General features: G+C 38.3%; 15 protein-coding genes. 7 read left to right on the top strand and 8 right to left on the bottom strand.

Features of this window, described 5'->3' with window-relative positions; genetic code table 11:
• Positions 1–52: 52 nt before the first annotated feature.
• Complete coding sequence (locus AC3E7H_RS02105; RefSeq protein WP_490676016.1) at positions 53–871, bottom strand: endonuclease/exonuclease/phosphatase family protein; 819 nt, start codon at positions 869–871, stop codon at positions 53–55.
• A gap of 51 nt (positions 872–922) precedes the next feature.
• Positions 923–3,109, bottom strand: a complete 2,187-nt coding sequence (locus AC3E7H_RS02100) for a PTS transporter subunit IIBC (RefSeq protein ID WP_490676015.1) — start codon at positions 3,107–3,109, stop codon at positions 923–925.
• Between the two features lie 201 nt (positions 3,110–3,310).
• Between AC3E7H_RS02100 and mnmL the strand changes: the two genes are divergently transcribed.
• The 5 genes from mnmL to AC3E7H_RS02075 are packed head-to-tail and all read left to right on the top strand — an operon-like array spanning position 3,311 to position 8,007.
• Positions 3,311–4,258, top strand: coding sequence for a tRNA modification radical SAM protein MnmL/YtqA (mnmL, locus tag AC3E7H_RS02095; protein WP_000844482.1), 948 nt, complete (start codon positions 3,311–3,313; stop codon positions 4,256–4,258).
• A complete protein-coding gene (mnmM, locus tag AC3E7H_RS02090) occupies positions 4,242–4,799 on the top strand; it encodes a tRNA 5-(aminomethyl)-2-thiouridylate-methyltransferase MnmM (protein WP_000828447.1) in 558 nt (185 codons plus the stop codon). Before mnmL ends, mnmM begins: the two co-directional genes overlap by 17 nt.
• Positions 4,792–5,046: a hypothetical protein gene (locus AC3E7H_RS02085; RefSeq protein WP_000361083.1), complete on the top strand. Its 255-nt coding sequence runs from the start codon at positions 4,792–4,794 to the stop codon at positions 5,044–5,046. The genes mnmM and AC3E7H_RS02085 overlap by 8 nt, the downstream gene beginning before the upstream one ends.
• 11 nt (positions 5,047–5,057) lie before the next feature.
• On the top strand, positions 5,058–7,112 hold the full coding sequence (locus tag AC3E7H_RS02080; protein ID WP_490676014.1) for a cation:proton antiporter: 2,055 nt from the start codon (positions 5,058–5,060) through the stop codon (positions 7,110–7,112).
• Between the two features lie 31 nt (positions 7,113–7,143).
• Positions 7,144–8,007, top strand: coding sequence for a YihY/virulence factor BrkB family protein (locus AC3E7H_RS02075; protein ID WP_490676013.1), 864 nt, complete (start codon positions 7,144–7,146; stop codon positions 8,005–8,007).
• Between the two features lie 227 nt (positions 8,008–8,234).
• Here the strand turns inward: AC3E7H_RS02075 and AC3E7H_RS02070 are convergent, their stop codons facing one another.
• Both AC3E7H_RS02070 and AC3E7H_RS02065 read right to left on the bottom strand, forming a co-directional pair.
• The gene (locus AC3E7H_RS02070) at positions 8,235–9,176 is read right to left on the bottom strand and encodes an ATP-grasp domain-containing protein (protein ID WP_001287359.1); all 942 of its coding nucleotides are present in this window, start codon (positions 9,174–9,176) and stop codon (positions 8,235–8,237) included.
• A 13-nt stretch (positions 9,177–9,189) separates the two neighbouring features.
• Positions 9,190–10,440, bottom strand: a complete 1,251-nt coding sequence (locus AC3E7H_RS02065) for a dicarboxylate/amino acid:cation symporter (protein WP_490676012.1) — start codon at positions 10,438–10,440, stop codon at positions 9,190–9,192.
• A 251-nt stretch (positions 10,441–10,691) separates the two neighbouring features.
• On the opposite strand from AC3E7H_RS02065, the gene AC3E7H_RS02060 reads away from it, so the two are divergent.
• Together AC3E7H_RS02060 and AC3E7H_RS02055 are read left to right on the top strand one after the other, a co-directional pair.
• Entirely contained in the window at positions 10,692–11,045 is a 354-nt protein-coding gene (locus tag AC3E7H_RS02060) for a DUF3397 domain-containing protein (protein ID WP_060955976.1), read from the top strand.
• A gap of 110 nt (positions 11,046–11,155) precedes the next feature.
• Complete coding sequence (locus AC3E7H_RS02055; protein WP_490676011.1) at positions 11,156–12,817, top strand: N-acetylmuramoyl-L-alanine amidase; 1,662 nt, start codon at positions 11,156–11,158, stop codon at positions 12,815–12,817.
• A gap of 35 nt (positions 12,818–12,852) precedes the next feature.
• Here AC3E7H_RS02055 and AC3E7H_RS02050 read toward each other — a convergent pair whose 3' ends face one another.
• The 4 genes from AC3E7H_RS02050 to AC3E7H_RS02035 all read right to left on the bottom strand — a co-directional run bounded on the left by AC3E7H_RS02050 (position 12,853) and on the right by AC3E7H_RS02035 (position 15,892).
• Positions 12,853–13,167 carry a hypothetical protein gene (locus AC3E7H_RS02050; protein WP_000756544.1) on the bottom strand — a complete coding sequence of 105 codons (315 nt, stop codon included), beginning with the start codon at positions 13,165–13,167 and terminating at the stop codon, positions 12,853–12,855.
• Positions 13,168–13,343: 176 nt separating this feature from the next.
• The gene (locus tag AC3E7H_RS02045; protein ID WP_001034418.1) at positions 13,344–14,204 is read right to left on the bottom strand and encodes a DUF6287 domain-containing protein; all 861 of its coding nucleotides are present in this window, start codon (positions 14,202–14,204) and stop codon (positions 13,344–13,346) included.
• 181 nt (positions 14,205–14,385) lie between these two features.
• Complete coding sequence (locus AC3E7H_RS02040; RefSeq protein ID WP_301559692.1) at positions 14,386–15,519, bottom strand: site-specific integrase; 1,134 nt, start codon at positions 15,517–15,519, stop codon at positions 14,386–14,388.
• A gap of 37 nt (positions 15,520–15,556) precedes the next feature.
• On the bottom strand, positions 15,557–15,892 hold the full coding sequence (locus AC3E7H_RS02035) for a DUF771 domain-containing protein (RefSeq protein ID WP_490676010.1): 336 nt from the start codon (positions 15,890–15,892) through the stop codon (positions 15,557–15,559).
• Positions 15,893–15,907: the final 15 nt, after the last annotated feature.

Raw genomic sequence — 15,907 nt, 5'->3', positions numbered from 1 at the left:
CCCCTTCTGTTTGTAGAAGGGGGGCTTGATTGTTTTTACTAAAATAACTGATTTAGTCTTTCCAAGATAGTGTTGCTTGCAGACCGTAATGATCACTAACTTGTGGACTGTTTTTACCATCAAAGACCACGTGAAGTTTTTCTACCTGCACATCCTTTGTTGTAAAGATATAATCGATTCGAAGAGGTTCGCTATTTCCCTTCCAACCATCAATTTCAGGCGGAACAGTGTAACTACCACTTCTTTCTTTTGCAACTTCAAATGCATCTTGTAAGTTTAGTGGACTAGCTAAAATAGCTTGGTAGCCCTCTTGACCTGCAGGATTATTAAAATCACCTGCTAGTAAGAGTGACTTGTTCAATTCTTTCAGAACCGCTTCAAAGCGCGCCCATTCCTCTTGGAAGCCTTTATCCCACCAAGAGAGATGGACACTCGCAACTGCAAGTTCTTTACCTTCAACTACTGTCTCTGCTAGAGCAACTCGACGAGTGTGGTAATCTGTCGGATCATCTACATCTGAAACCAAAATTTCACGCGCTTCAATTGGTGTTTTAGATAGGATTGCAACACCTTCATGGTAACGATCATAACCGATATGGTTATAGGCCCAAGTCCAATAATAGTTTTGACCTTGCTCAGCCAACTTCTCTACCAAAAGTCGCACATAGTGGTCTTGATGAATCGGCTCAGCAGATGGTAATGGCTGATAAAGTGCACCAGCTTCTACTTGCGCTGAAGTAATTTCCTGGTTAATTTCCTGAAAACAAATCAAATCATAACTGTTTTCAAGTATATCTTGAAGTAAAAGTTGAAACTTTTGTTCAGGATCTTTTTCCATCCAACTATGGGTATTGAGTGTTAAAAACTTCATGCTTTTCTCCTATAAACAAGAGGTTGGAAACAGCTTCCAACCTCCTAAATATTACAATTCTACTTTTGCAACTGCTGTTTTAGCTGCAAGAGAACCTGTTTGTTCTAATTTAACTGATTTGATCGCGTCACCATTTGTGAAGACAACCACAGTTGTAGTTTCACGACCAGCTTCACGGATTGCACCCAAGTCAGCTGTGACAAGAAGATCACCAGCAGCAACCTGTTGTCCTTCAGTAACACGAACTGTAAATGGTTTTCCTTCAAGACTTACTGTGTCCAAACCAATGTGAACAAGTACTTCAAGGCCTGCTTCAGTTACAAGACCAAGAGCGTGTTTAGTTGGGAAGATGCTTGACACAGTACCTGATACTGGAGATACAATGTTTCCGTTTGCTGGTTCCACTGCAAATCCATCACCCATCATTTTTTGTGCGAATACAGGATCCTTCACTTGATCCAATTCAATCACTTGACCGTCAGCAACTGAGTATACTTCTTCAGTCACACCTTTGTATACAACAGCATCTTGTTGAGCTGCTGCCTTTTGACTTGGAAGAGTTTCAGGAATCACTTCACCTGAGTCAAGAAGGTCTTGAATATCTGATTTCAAAACGTCAGCTTTAGGTCCGTAGATAGCTTGGACACCTTGTCCTTTCATGACAAGTCCCATAGCTCCTTCAGCTTTCCATTGTTCCTCTGTTCCAACTTTTTCAGCGTCTTTTACAGTAACACGAAGGCGAGTCATACATGCGTCCACATCAACGATGTTAGCACGTCCACCAAGAAGGTTAATGATGTTAACAGCTTGAGAAGCTTCTGCAACTTTTGACTCACCAGAAGCAGCAGATTCTGATGAACCTTCAGCAGTTTCGTAGTTTCCGTTACGTCCTGGAGTAGCATAGTTGAATTTTTGAATCATGAAGTTGGCGATAAAGTACATGATAACTGCAAATAGTGCTGTTACCCAGATAAAGTTAATGATATCCATACCAAGACCAGCATTGATAGCTAGTGGAGTACGAGTCAAGAATTCAATTGAACCGAATGAGTGCACACGAAGGTGAACAATATCAGCCATAGCAAAGGCAGCACCTTGAACAACAGCGTAGACAAGGTAAAGAGGTGTTGCAACGAACATGAACATATATTCAATTGGCTCAGTAACACCTGTCAAGAAAGTTGCAAGAGCTGTCGCAATCATCATACCTTTGTATTGGTGTTTCTTGTCTGCTTCAACATTACGGTAAATAGCAGCAGCCACACCCATCAAAATACCGAATGAACCAATCATTTGTCCAACTTTGAAACGAGCTGGATGAACTGTATCTAGCAATGTTTGGTATTGACTAGCATCAGTACCTTTAAGGTTTACAAGGTCTGTTACCCATGCAAGCCAAAGTGGATCTTGTCCAAATACTTGAGTGCCTTTTGCTGCACCAGTTAAAATATCGTAAGTACCACCAAGAGCTGTATAGTTCATTGGGATAGTCAACATGTGGTGAAGACCAAATGGCAAGAGCAAGCGTTCCAAAGTACCATATAAGAATGGTGCAAGTACTGGTGCTGTTTCTTGTGAATTGGCAATCCAGATACCGAAGTTGTTGATACCTGTCTGAATCAGTGGCCAGAAAGCTGAAAGAAGAATTGCAGCGATTGCTGAGCGAAGAATAACTACAAATGGTACAAAACGTTTCCCGTTAAAGAATGAAAGTGCATCAGGAAGTTTACGGAAGTTGTAGTATTTGTTAAAAGCAGTCGCTCCAACAAAACCTGAGATAATCCCTACAAATACCCCCATGTTAAGCGCTGGTGCCTCAAGTACGCTAATGAAGTAATCAGCAACCTTGATAGAGTTACCAAAGAGTGTTGATACCATAGCGTTAGGATCTTTCAACATATCACTGCTTACACTAAAGATGGTACCAGTGATACGGTTGATTAGGATAAAGGCAAGACCAGCAGCAAAAGCACCACCAGCACGTTCTTTAGCCCAACTTCCTCCAATAGCGAGGGCAAACAAAATATGAAGGTTACCGATAACTCCCCAACCAATTTGCTCTAGTACGCCACCAGTAATAACTAGGGGAGCAAGGTTTGGGTCAATCATTGCAAGTGACTTACCGATTGAAATCATCAATCCAGCCGCTGGCATAACAGCGATAACCACCATTAGAGCCTTACCGAATTTCTGCCAAAATTCGAAAGACAAGACATTTTTGAATGTATCTTTCATCATTCAAATCTCCTTTATATTTATTCGGCAAACGTTTTACGAAAACGTTTGCGCTTGTTTGTGATTTAATTCTACCACTTTTTATTTTTTTGTAAAGGCTTTTATAAAAAAATTTTGACTTTTTCTTTCGTTTCACTTTCTAGGCACGCTCTCTCTTACTGACCTTTTTTGAGTTTGTAGGGCTTTTCTGATATAATATTAGCTATGAAATCCTATAATACCTTGAATGATTACTATCGAAATTTATTTGGAGAAAAGACTTTTAAAGTCCCTATTGATGCTGGCTTTGATTGCCCCAATCGCGACGGAACTGTAGCACATGGGGGCTGTACTTTTTGCACGGTTTCCGGTTCTGGAGATGCAATCGTTGCTCCTGATGCTCCTATTCGCGAGCAATTCTATAAGGAAATTGACTTTATGCACCGTAAGTGGCCAGATGTTAAAAAGTATTTGGTTTACTTCCAAAATTTTACCAATACACATGAAAAGCTAGAAGTGATTCGCGAACGCTATGAACAAGCTATCAACGAACCAGGTGTAGTTGGCATCAATATTGGGACTCGACCTGACTGTCTTCCTGATGAGACTATCGAATACTTGGCAGAATTATCAGAGCGAATGCATGTTACTGTAGAACTAGGTTTACAAACTACCTATGAAGAAACTTCTGAATTGATTAACCGTGCCCACTCCTATGAACTCTACGTGGATACGGTCAAACGACTTCGGAAGTATCCGAAGATCGAGATTGTTGCCCATTTGATCAATGGTTTGCCCGGTGAAACTCATGAAATGATGGTGGAAAACGTTCGGCGTTGTGTAAGGGACAATGATATCCAAGGGATTAAGCTTCACCTACTTCACCTCATGACCAACACTCGAATGCAACGCGACTATCATGAAGGTCGTTTGCAGCTCATGAGTCAGGATGAATATGTCAAGGTCATCTGTGACCAACTAGAAATTATTCCCAAGCATATTGTCATCCATCGGATTACGGGTGATGCGCCTAGGGATATGTTGATTGGTCCTATGTGGAGTCTCAATAAATGGGAAGTTCTAAATAGCATTGAGGCTGAAATGAGACGACGCGGTAGCGTCCAAGGATGCAAGGCTGTAAAACAGGAGTTTATGAATGAAAAGACCACTTGAAATGGCGCATGATTTTCTTGCCCAAGTCATCACCCAAGAGGATATTGTCGTTGATGCGACCATGGGAAATGGCCACGATACCTTTTTTCTTGCCAAGTTGGCTAAACAAGTCTACGCTTTTGATATACAGGAACAAGCTCTAGAAAAGACTAGCCAACGTCTACAAGAAGCTGGTTTGACCAATGCAGAATTAATCCTACAAGGTCATGAAACCGTGGATCAGTTTGTAACTGAGGTGAAAGCTGCCATCTTTAATCTAGGTTATCTTCCTTCAGCTGATAAAAGCATTATCACCCAACCTCAAACAACTATTGAAGCACTGGATAAACTTTGCCAAATGCTTGTTAAAGGTGGACGAATAGCCATCATGATTTATTACGGGCATGAAGGCGGAGATATCGAACGGGATGCAGTCATGGATTTTGTCAGTCACTTACCACAACAAGAATATACTGCTACGATCTATCGCACTCTCAACCAAATCAACAATCCACCGTTTTTAGTCATGATTGAAAAATTAGAAAGGTATCGCCATGGATAAACAATACCTACGAGATAAAATAGAAGGTCTTCGACAAAAATTCGTTGAATCAACCCAACATGAACGAGCAGTTGGTATGTTAGATGAAGTTCATATGAGTAAGAAGATGTTGAAAATCAAGAAAAAAATGATTTCACTTGAAATGGAGCGTTGTCAGAAGAAAATCGAGCATAAGGACTGCTCGAAGATTGATCAAAAAATCCAAGAACAAAAGGAACTTTTTGAAGCTTGTCGCAAACAAAAATAAGGAGGTAGAAGATGGATTTACTTTTTTATCTCTTAGTATTTTTACTAGTTCTTATTGTTTCTAGCACGACCAATAAACTTCTTCCCTTTTTACCCATGCCCCTGATTCAAATTTTGTTAGGGATTGGAATTGGACTTTGTTTACCCAACAACCAATATCATTTAGATACTGAGTTATTCCTAGCTTTAGTCATTGGCCCGCTACTATTCCGAGAGGCTCAAGAAGCAGACATTACTTCTATCCTAAAACACTGGCGGATTGTCCTCTTTTTGATTTTTCCAGTTATCTTTATCTCAGCTCTGAGCATGGGAGGAGTCGCCCATGTCCTTTGGGCGAGCCTTCCATTGGCCGCCTGCGTAGCAGTTGGTGCTGCTTTAGGTCCTACTGACCTAGTCGCCTTCGCATCTCTTTCTCAACGTTTTTCCTTTCCGAAACGGGTTTCTAATATCCTAAAGGGGGAAGGTCTTCTGAATGATGCTTCTGGACTAGTAGCCTTTCGTATGGCTCTCATCGCTTGGACAACAGGAACATTTTCGCTCACCCAAGCTGGAACCTCATTAGCCATTTCCATCGTTGGAGGATTTGCAGTCGGCTTTATAACAGCCCTAATCAATCGCTTCCTCCATACTTTTCTACTCAGTGTCCGTGCAACAGATATCGCAAGTGAGCTCTTATTGGAACTTAGTTTACCTCTCTTGACTTTTTTCATAGCTGAAGAGATTCATGTTTCTGGAATTATTGCGGTCGTTGTCGCTGGTATTTTAAAAGCTAGTCGTTTCAAGAAAATAAATCTGCTTGAAGCCCAAGTTGATACTGTTACAGAGACTGTATGGCACACAGTAACCTTTATGCTTAATGGTTCTGTCTTTGTTATTTTGGGAATGGAACTGGAAATGATTGCGGAGCCAATTCTGAAGAGTGCTTTTTATAACAATGTGCTCCTTCTCATCACTATCTTCCTCTTAACCTTCCTACTCTTTGTCATCCGCTTTCTCATGATTTACGGCTTTTACGCGTTTCGAATAAAGAAACTTAAAAAAAGCCTCCATAAATATGTCAAAGATATGCTTCTCTTGACATTTTCTGGAGTTAAAGGAACTGTTTCTATTGCTACCATCCTCTTGATACCTTCTAATCTGGAGCAGGAATATCCGCTCCTTCTCTTCCTCGTAGCCGGTGTAACCTTGGTCAGTTTCCTTACTGGATTATTGGTCTTGCCACACCTTTCTGAAGAGCAAGAACCATCTAAGGATCATCTCATGCACATCGCTATCCTAAACGATGTTGCCATGGAATTAGAGAAAGATTTGGAACATACTAAAAACAAGGTTCCCCTCTATGCTGCTATCGATAATTATCACGGACGGATTGAAAATCTCATCCTCAGCCAAGAAAACAAAGAAATCCAAGAAGACTGGGAAGCTCTTAAACTTTTGATTCTCAGTATCGAGAACGATGGTTTGGAACAGGCCTATGAAGAAGGCAAAATCGGTGAAAGAGGTTATCGTGTTTATCAACGGTACTTGAAAAGCATGGAGAACAATATTAAGCGAAACTTTGCTTCTCGCCTAACCTACTACTTCCTTGTTTCTATCCGGATTGTGCGTTTTCTCCTTCATGAATTGCTCACATTTGGAAAAACCTTCCGTTCTTGGAGAGACAAGGGAAATCAAAGACTATTAGCCATCGATTATGATCAGATTGCAGAGCTCTACCTAGCCAACACTGAAATCATCATCGAAAGTTTGGAAAACCTGAAAGGGATTTATAAGAGTTCCTTGATTAGCTTTATGCAGGAATCACGTCTCCGTGAAACCAGTCATATTACCAGTGGTGCCTTTGTGGAACGGGTAATCAATCGTATCAAACCCAATAACATCGATGAAATGTTGAGAGGCTACTATCTAGAACGTAAGTCTATCTTTGAATACGAAAAACAAAAACTCATCTCAGCCCAGTATGCTAAAAAACTGCGACAAAATGTGAACAACCTAGAAACTTATTCTCTAAAAGAATCAGCCAACACACTACCTTATGATATGATGGAATTAGTTCGCAGAAATTAAGATTTAGGTTATTATTGTGGAGGATTATGCAATGAAAAAGTTGTGGAAACAACTAACCAATAGGCCTTTATTGAAAGCTTTTTTGCACTACTATCGTGTTTCAGATATTGAATTAACCAGTGTAGCTGTGGCTTATTATTGGTTGATTTCAATCTTTCCCTTACTTATGATAGCTGTCAATATCTTGCCTTATTTTCAAATTCCAGTCTCCGATTTCTTGATCACACTAAAGGAATTTTTACCAGATACGATCTATGATGTAGTAGCAAAGATTGCTCGTGAAGTGCTGACACAACCATCTGCTGGACTCTTGAGTTTTGCGGTAATATCAGCTCTTTGGACATTTTCAAAATCCATGAATTTCCTCCAAAAATCTTTTAATAAAGCTTATGGAATCGCTAAAAACAGAGGGCTTATTTCCCATCAACTGATGAGTCTCCTGGTTAGTTTGGGATTACAGATTCTCTTTGCACTTGCTCTATTCCTAAGTATGTTTGGTCATATGTTATTGGATCTGTTAAAAAACTACTGGAAATCCGAAAGTTCTCTATTTGCATATTTACAGGATTTTACAGGACCGCTGATTTATGCCTTTCTTTTTGCGATCTTGATTATGCTCTATTATTTCCTTCCGAATGTGAAAGTCGGTCGTATTCGTTACGTCCTTCCTGGAAGTCTATTCGTACTTCTTACTCTTATATCTCTATTAACAATCTTTTCAGCTTATTTCAACAATTATGTTAACTATCTAGTCGACGTTCGATTTTTTAGTTCCATCATCGTTGTTGTCATGATGTTCTGGTTTATAATTATTGCCAAGATATTGATTATCGGTGCAGTGATCAATGCGAGTGTTCAAAGCCTAAAAGACCCGGACTTTAAAGCAAATCATTAATTTTTTATCGATTAATACTCAATGAAAATCAAAGAGCAAACTAGGAAGCGAGCCGCAGGTTGCTCAAAACACCGTTTTGAGGTTGTGGATAGAACTGACGAAGGCAGCTCAAAATACTATTTTGAGGTTGCAGATGGAAGCTGACGTGGTTTGAAGAGATTTTCGAAGAGTATAAACAAATCAATCCCCCAGTCATTTGATACTGGGGGATTTTTGAATTAGTTACCTTATTGTCCACTAGTCAAGGCTTGCAATTCTGTTTTTAGATACTGAGCCAAATGTTGGTGAGCAAAAATATTGGCATTTTTTTCTGCGGTAGGATTGTAGTTGGTGTTGGTATTTACATCATAGACATAAATGTCTCCACTCTCTGATTGAACCCATTCAATCGCCGCAACTTCAATCTGAGCATTTTTCAAGAAATTCTCATAAGCTTCTCTTCGGTCATCTGGTAGAGGTTCTGTAATCTGGAATTTCTCAGACGTTTCTAGTTGTTCTGGTCTCTTGCCGATTTGACAACCATCTGCTGGACAAAGTTGGAAACCATCTGAAGAGTCGATTGAAACAGTGTAGAGAAACTTCTGATTGATAAACTCTGAACGACGAATACGTCCATCACTTGGTTTTATGTAGGCTTGTAGCAAGGTAATCCCGTCCACTGAAGGTTCAAAGAGGGGACTATTGACATAGGCTTCAAGTTCTTCTTCATTTTGGAAGAGTTGAACTCCTAAGCCTTTACCTGCTCGATTGTGCTTGGTAATCAAAGGATAGATGTTAAATTTTCTGGCTGCTTCAATGATATTTTCTTGACCCAAAACTGCAACTGTTGCAGGAGTCTCAATACCCGACTCGTTTAACTTTAAATATTGTTTAACTTTACTGATTTCTAGGTTGATAGCACCAGTACCATTCACAACCTTGCGTCCGTGTGCTTCTAGCCAAGTAATCACCTGCTCTGTAAATTCTGGTGCATAGCGATGACCTCTGGTATGAGAAGATGCAGACATGCGATTGTAAAAGATACCTTGCGGCGGTGGGCTTTGCAAATCTAAAATCCCACTAGACAGATCCCATAGTTCATAAGGGACTTCTAGTTCTTCCAACCATTTGACCAAATGCTGGGTCCATTCAAGATTCTCATGGATTACATAAACTTTTGCTTCACTCATTACTCATATCTCCTTAAGAAAAGCTGACTGATAATTGGCTTTCCTTTTCTTCTTCTAAAATATATCCTTCTGTTTTTTCGATAACGCTGACTGTTAAGATTTGACCCAGAACATTGATCATGGTACGGCCAGCATTGACAAAGAAATCAACTGCAAAAATCAAGGCCACTCCTTCAACTGGCAAGCCCAATTGAGGTGCTGCAGCTAATAGAACTACGATAGCTCCTGATGGCACAGTTGCTGCAGTTTTTCCAATCAAAGTCAACAATAAAACAGTAAACAAGAGACTTGATAAAGAAAATTGTATACCATAGGCGTGGGCGATAAAAATTGTCGCTACTGAGAAATAAACCGCTGCTCCTTCTAAGTTAAAAGTATATCCTAAAGGAACAACTAAATCAATTGTATGCTCGTCATGCCCCTGTTTTTTCAAATCTTTAAGAAGTGATGGCAAGACAACACTAGAACTACCAGTAACAAAGGCCAGAGTCAAAAGACTCCAATTTTCACGAAAGGCTGACAAATACGGTACTTTAAAGAATAGAGCGATCAAAGGGAAAATAAGGAGAACCAATACAGCATAAGCCAAGTAAGTTCCGATTACAAATTGACCAAGTCCAATCAATTTGTCAAGGCCAGTAGTTGCAACATCTTTTGCGATAAATCCAAAAATGCCAATCGGTGAAAGTTTGACAATCACTGCAACAATCTTATAAATAGCTTCAATCCAGATTTGGAAACCTTCGATGATTTTCTGAGATTTATCAGACTTAAGGTTACCAATTCCGTAACCAAGAAAGATAGCAAAAACGATAATCGGCAATAGGGCGCCGTCTGAAAGAGATTTGACAATATTTGATGGAATAAAACCAAGGAGAAATTCGCTAAATTTTACATTGTTGGCGATACCATCAAGGTTCCCACCAGTTTGACCAATATTCACACCTTGTCCAAATCCTAAATAGTAACTAGCAAATACAAACAAGAGCGTAATAGCAGTTGTCACGGCAAAAAAGTAAACCAAGCTCTTGGTCAAGATTTTCCCGAAAGATTTTTTCCCGATAACGCTGGCTACTGCAACAACGATAGTCGGGAAGATTAGTGGAATGATAACCATATTGATCAATTTAATAAAGGCTTGACCTAAAAATTGATAAAAGCCTGCAAATTGTGGCCAGATAAGGGCAGCGATAACACCAAAGACCAAAGCCACCAATAATTGAATGCCTAGTGAGAGTTTTGACCATAAAGTAACTAATTTCATAAGAAACTCCTTTGTTTTATTTGCTACTCATTCTACTACTATTCTTCACTTCTGACTAATATATATTTTCTATAGTGAACATAAAAAAGATTTATATTGAGGACTCAAACTATCATTGTATCGAACACATGATTTATTCTGATCAAGCAGAAATTATAAAATCTGTTTCTTATCAATGATTTTTTGCTAAAACAGTGATAAATCAAGGAATTTACTTTTCTATTCTCTAAATTTTATGATACAATAATGGTATGATTTTAATGAAACTTGCTTCCATCTTGCTTTTGGTACTAACCTTAGCTCTGGCGATTATTTTAAGCAGACTCTTTAAGTTAAAAAAAAGGGGCATCAATGCTGCTGATTTAGCTTTTCCTTTTCTAATTTTTGAATACTATTTGATTACGGCTAAGATGTTCACACACAATCAACTTCCAGTATTGGGAACGGCCTTATCAATACTAGCAATTGTGTTAGTCTTTTTCTTCTTAAATAAAAAACGTAGTTTTTATTATCCAAAATTTATTAAATTCTTTTGGCGAGCTGGATTTTTACTAACACTGCTCATCTATATCATCATGATTGTTCAAATTTTCGTGATGAAATAGTCAACTATTACAATATAGCCCACCAACACCTCGATCTTGGTCACTAAATGTTCCATATGCGGCACTTTTCTGATAAAATTATAAAAAAATAAAAATAGGAGATTAATCAAGTGAAAAAAACGCTCTTGGCAAGCGCCATTACGCTTTCAGTATTTGGTCTAACAACCAACCTTAGCTATGCTGAGGAGAACAAAGTACAGTCAACCCCAGTAGAAACAACACACAGTGAAACCTCTACTGACAAAGTGGAGAAAAACAGTCTCCCAGCTAAGGAAGCTGAACCTTCAACTGAAGCAAATGCCAATCAAACGACAAATCCAACTAAGAAAGAAGAAGACAAGGCACCAGAAGTTCAAAAAGAAGGTTGGGTATTAGAGGAAAATATCTGGCGCTTCTATGAAAATAATGCCCCTGTTCTTAACTGGAAAAAAATCCACGGAAAATGGTACTACTTCAACAAAGATGGCATCATGTTGAGCGATACTATTTTTGACGGATATATCCTTACTAGTAGCGGGGCCATGATCGATTCCGGTTGGAGTAAACTCCAAGAAAAATGGTATTACGCTAACGCTTATGGAAAAATTTCTCAACAAAAATGGGAAAAGATCGGTGGTGTCTGGTACTATTTTGATCAAGACGGTGTCATGCTCAGCAACACGATTTTTGACGACTATCTGTTTACCAATAGTGGTGCCATGGCTGAGAGTTCTTGGGTAAAACAAGATGGACAATGGTACTATGCCCTTGCTTCTGGTAAATTAATCAAAAACAAGTGGGATAAAATCAGTGGTACCTGGTACTACTTTAACAAAGATGCTACTATGGCAAGTAACCAATGGCAAGGTAGCTACTACCTAAAAGCTAGCGGGGCCATGGCTGAAAAAGAATGGATTTTCGATAAAAACTATGATAGCTGGTTCTACTTGAAATCTGGTGGTGCTTACGCAGAACGTGAATGGATTGGCTCCTACTACCTCAAGGCAGGTGGCTACATGGCTAAGAGCGAATGGATTGACGACAGCTTCTATAAAGCCCGCTACTATGTAGATGACAATGGAGTCTATGTTACAGGAACCCATAAAATTGATGGACAAACTCATCAATTCCAAAGCAATGGGAAATGGATTGGTGAAACTTCTGTAAGTCGTGGTTTTGAAAAGGGGAAATATAACAATATTATCTTCCTAGATCCAGGTCATGGTGGTAAAGATCCCGGTGCATCTTATTATAACATCACCGAAAAAGAACTGAATATGCAAGTTTACCAAAAGCTACGCAAGGAGCTTGAAGGACTCGGCTATACTGTTCTTTCTTCAAGAGACAGTGATGTCTTTGTAGACTTTGTCACCGAACGTTCAAGAATGGTTAATAAGACTGACTCAGATATCTTTATTAGTATTCACTTCAATGCTAGTGGTAATCCAGCTTCAAATAGAGCTGGGATTCAGACTTATTCTTATGAAGAAGCTGCTGGTTATCCTTCTAAAATCAATCCGTACTGGCATAACCACCCTGACCGAATCAGTGAAAGTAATCGCCTCGCGGCAGATATCCACTCTTCACTACTAGCTGAAACTGGTGCTAAGGATGCAGGACTCCTACAAAGTAGTTTTGCTGTTCTTCGAGAAACTGATAAACCAGCTGTTCTATTGGAATTGGGCTATATTGACAATTTCAATGAAAATCAACAAGTCCGCAGTGACGCCTACCAAAACAGATTGGTTGCAGGTATTGTCAAAGGAATTCAAAAATATTACGCAGGTCAATAAAGAAAAAGTCTCGAGAAACCTCGAGATTTTTTATATTATTCTTCTAACTTGTTGGCTTCAGGAAAGAGAAAACCAATTCCCACACAAGCCAGAACACCAGCACCGATTACCAACCCACTTGAAAGTGGCAAGATATCAAGAATGGCATTAGCGATGATAAAGGCAATAATTAAGCTCATGAGACTGGCCTTGTAATCTTTTTTTACTAGATTTTCAAGAGTGAAAAACAGAAATAGACCTACTGGAAAGAGTGCCCAGATGTTAACATCCAAACTCGGCCATCCAACAAAGCCAAAATACAAAACTGCTACTGCAACAACTAAAAATCCAATACCTAATACTTTTTTCATGATACGACCTCATTTTCTATTTTGTTGGAAGCTTTGCTCCCTTTGACAGTTACTACTATAACAGAAATAAAAATAGTCAACAATAGCTTTTGCTTATGTGGTCGACATCACAGGCTATGTGGTCAAAACTTTTCAAAAAAAGAAGCCTTAGTTGGCTTCTTTTCATTCATTTTTCATTATTCTTTAGACTCTAAAGCTGATTTGATGGCATCACGATCAGCTTTCAATTTCGTTAAATTCTTCTCTTCTGATTCTAATTGGCTCGTATCTGGTTTAACACGATAGTAAACATTTTCTGGATGCATCAACATCCCTTCATATTGTTGTCCTGCAAAGAGTCTGTCCTCAGTGTGATTGGAATTGTCTGTTATTTTACCATCATCACCAGGTTCCATGACAACCCCACTTGGTACAACGACTACCACAAACCCTCCCGCCTGAGAACCTTTTGCCCAAGCGCCAAGGGCTACTGTTTCTGAGTTACGATCATTCTGACTTTTTGATACTTTCAATCCAACAATAGACTCATGCTTTTGATCATTGTATATCCAAGAAGATTGGACTTCCCCTGAATCGTTAATGACATATTCATTACCAGACTGTGTCCGCCAAGTACCCTCTAAACTTGATAAATCATTACTTCTGAGGGCTTCAAGATCTAATTTTGGAACAGAAGCTTCTTTTTTTAATTGATTAACGAGCTGCTCTGATTCTGAAATCTTGGTATCCAAATCAGACAATTGTTCCTTTAGTTTTTGAATTTCCTCTTCCTTTGCCTTATCCTTTTCTTCCTCTTTCCCCTGACTTCTTGTCGTCTCTTCAGTCTTAGATGAGGAAGAAGTTTGATTTGCTTCTTGCTTGAGATTAGGTGAATTTAAAAAGATACTAGCAACAATGATTATAACTAGTGCTGTTAAGGCAAGACTGATATACATTTTTATATTTTTAGTTGTAGAGGAGGCTTCTGCCAATTTCGATGCAGTTGCTTTTCGACCGTGGGTCTTCTCAACATGTTTCATCCGTTCTTTCTTGTTCATGATACTCCTCCTCATTTTGATGAGTGTTGATGATTCTAATAAACTAATATAATATTTATTTTATTGCTCTTTCTTATGCCGATTGCAGGGATAAGAAAATATCTCAGAAATATTGTATTATCAATGCTTTTGATACACTTGGTCAAATTTTGGTCAATGAATTTACTTTTATTTTTCTTCTTTAATCGACCAATAACTGCCTAACTGTATCATACTCTTTATCGATCACTTCTTGCAAAACATGACCATATGTTCTAATAATTTGCTGAATATCTTTATGTCCCATCAGCTTTGCTACTATCCATATATCCACCCCCTTTGCAAGTAGAAATGAACCGTAGGTATGTCTACCTGAAGTTGCTGACATTTCTTGACTACCAATTCCAAGTTCTGATAAACAAACTCTTAAATATTTATTAAGACCTGCATTTGTTGGGATTCTATATCTTCTATCATAAAAAACTAAATCTTCTTTATTCAAATCTTCACGATCATAAAGAACTTTAGACTGTTCTGCTTTTAAATCTTCTAGAACTTGTAATAATTTTTCATCAACAGGAATCTCTCTAACAGATGTTTTCGTCTTTGGAGGAGTAAATTCTTGTCGATCTCCTGAAAATCTTCTATATGTTTTAATGGTCTTGTTTTCAAAATCAATGTCAGACCAGCATACTGCCATACCTTCTCCAACTCTAAATCCAGTCTTAAATAAAAAGTATAATAGATAAGCCATCACCGATTCTCGATAATTAAATTTTGACCGTAGATGAGATAACAAACTTTTATAGTCAGAAATACTATGGAGATATTTATCATCAATATCTTTACCAGACAGACCAAATATTTTTACACCCTCAGTAAAATCATTCAAAACTAGACCATTTCTCTTGCTAAAATTGACTACTGTTCGAATATCAGCATTTAATCGACTTACATGATCTTTAGTTACTTGTTCACCATATTCATTCAATTTAGACTGATATTCTTTATGACTAATTTGAACTGCAGGTATGTCTAAAAAGATTTTCTCCATCATCTTTCCTCTATAAGAATAGCCTTCTTTTGTCGATTTTGCCTTTTCTGATGGAAGAATCACTAAATCATACCAATCCTGCCACAACTCATACAGTGTAGCCTTACTATCAAACCTCGCTGTATAATTTGATTGATATAATTTCCTCTCTTTTTCCTGAGCTTCATTCATTGCTTCTCGTTTAGTTCTAAAACCCGAATTTGTCGCAATAACATTACCTTGCTTATCAAAGATACGGTAATCCCAAAGTTTGTTTTTTCCACGCTGTCTGTAACTTGCCACACTAACTCCTTTCTGAATGGCAGTCATCACCATTCTATTATAACATTAATAATATTTTTTGATAATTTTTATCAAAATATTCCCTTGTTTTTCTTGCTAAAAATCTATAAGGTGACCCCTTACTTTTCGGATATAAGACAAATCCTTCTTTATTTTGTTCAATATCTAATTCATTTTTGATTATTGGGTTCAATAAAATATCATTGACCAATTTTGTTTTACTAATAGACAATAATTCCTCAACCTTATCAATAGTCCACCATTGACCAATTTCTTCTTTCTGGATTAAATCTATATACTCGGAACGACTGATCAAAACCATATTAGAAGGAATTGGAACTTCAATATTAAATACTTGTTTCGACTCTTTCATTTACTACTCCTTAAA

It is taken from the genome of Streptococcus sp. SCPM-O-B-15304 (M98) (assembly GCF_058200215.1).
This window is presented reverse-complemented; position numbering and strand designations above follow the sequence as displayed.

Excerpts from the sequence above, each read along its gene's own strand:
- AC3E7H_RS02105 (WP_490676016.1), bottom strand. The coding sequence starts at position 871 with ATGAAGTTTTTAACACTCAATACCCATAGTTGGATGGAAAAAGATCCT.
- AC3E7H_RS02100 (WP_490676015.1), bottom strand. The coding sequence starts at position 3,109 with ATGATGAAAGATACATTCAAAAATGTCTTGTCTTTCGAATTTTGGCAG.
- mnmL (WP_000844482.1), top strand. The coding sequence starts at position 3,311 with ATGAAATCCTATAATACCTTGAATGATTACTATCGAAATTTATTTGGA.
- mnmM (WP_000828447.1), top strand. The coding sequence starts at position 4,242 with ATGAAAAGACCACTTGAAATGGCGCATGATTTTCTTGCCCAAGTCATC.
- AC3E7H_RS02085 (WP_000361083.1), top strand. The coding sequence starts at position 4,792 with ATGGATAAACAATACCTACGAGATAAAATAGAAGGTCTTCGACAAAAA.
- AC3E7H_RS02080 (WP_490676014.1), top strand. The coding sequence starts at position 5,058 with ATGGATTTACTTTTTTATCTCTTAGTATTTTTACTAGTTCTTATTGTT.
- AC3E7H_RS02075 (WP_490676013.1), top strand. The coding sequence starts at position 7,144 with ATGAAAAAGTTGTGGAAACAACTAACCAATAGGCCTTTATTGAAAGCT.
- AC3E7H_RS02070 (WP_001287359.1), bottom strand. The coding sequence starts at position 9,176 with ATGAGTGAAGCAAAAGTTTATGTAATCCATGAGAATCTTGAATGGACC.
- AC3E7H_RS02065 (WP_490676012.1), bottom strand. The coding sequence starts at position 10,440 with ATGAAATTAGTTACTTTATGGTCAAAACTCTCACTAGGCATTCAATTA.
- AC3E7H_RS02060 (WP_060955976.1), top strand. The coding sequence starts at position 10,692 with ATGATTTTAATGAAACTTGCTTCCATCTTGCTTTTGGTACTAACCTTA.
- AC3E7H_RS02050 (WP_000756544.1), bottom strand. The coding sequence starts at position 13,167 with ATGAAAAAAGTATTAGGTATTGGATTTTTAGTTGTTGCAGTAGCAGTT.
- AC3E7H_RS02045 (WP_001034418.1), bottom strand. The coding sequence starts at position 14,204 with ATGAACAAGAAAGAACGGATGAAACATGTTGAGAAGACCCACGGTCGA.
- AC3E7H_RS02035 (WP_490676010.1), bottom strand. The coding sequence starts at position 15,892 with ATGAAAGAGTCGAAACAAGTATTTAATATTGAAGTTCCAATTCCTTCT.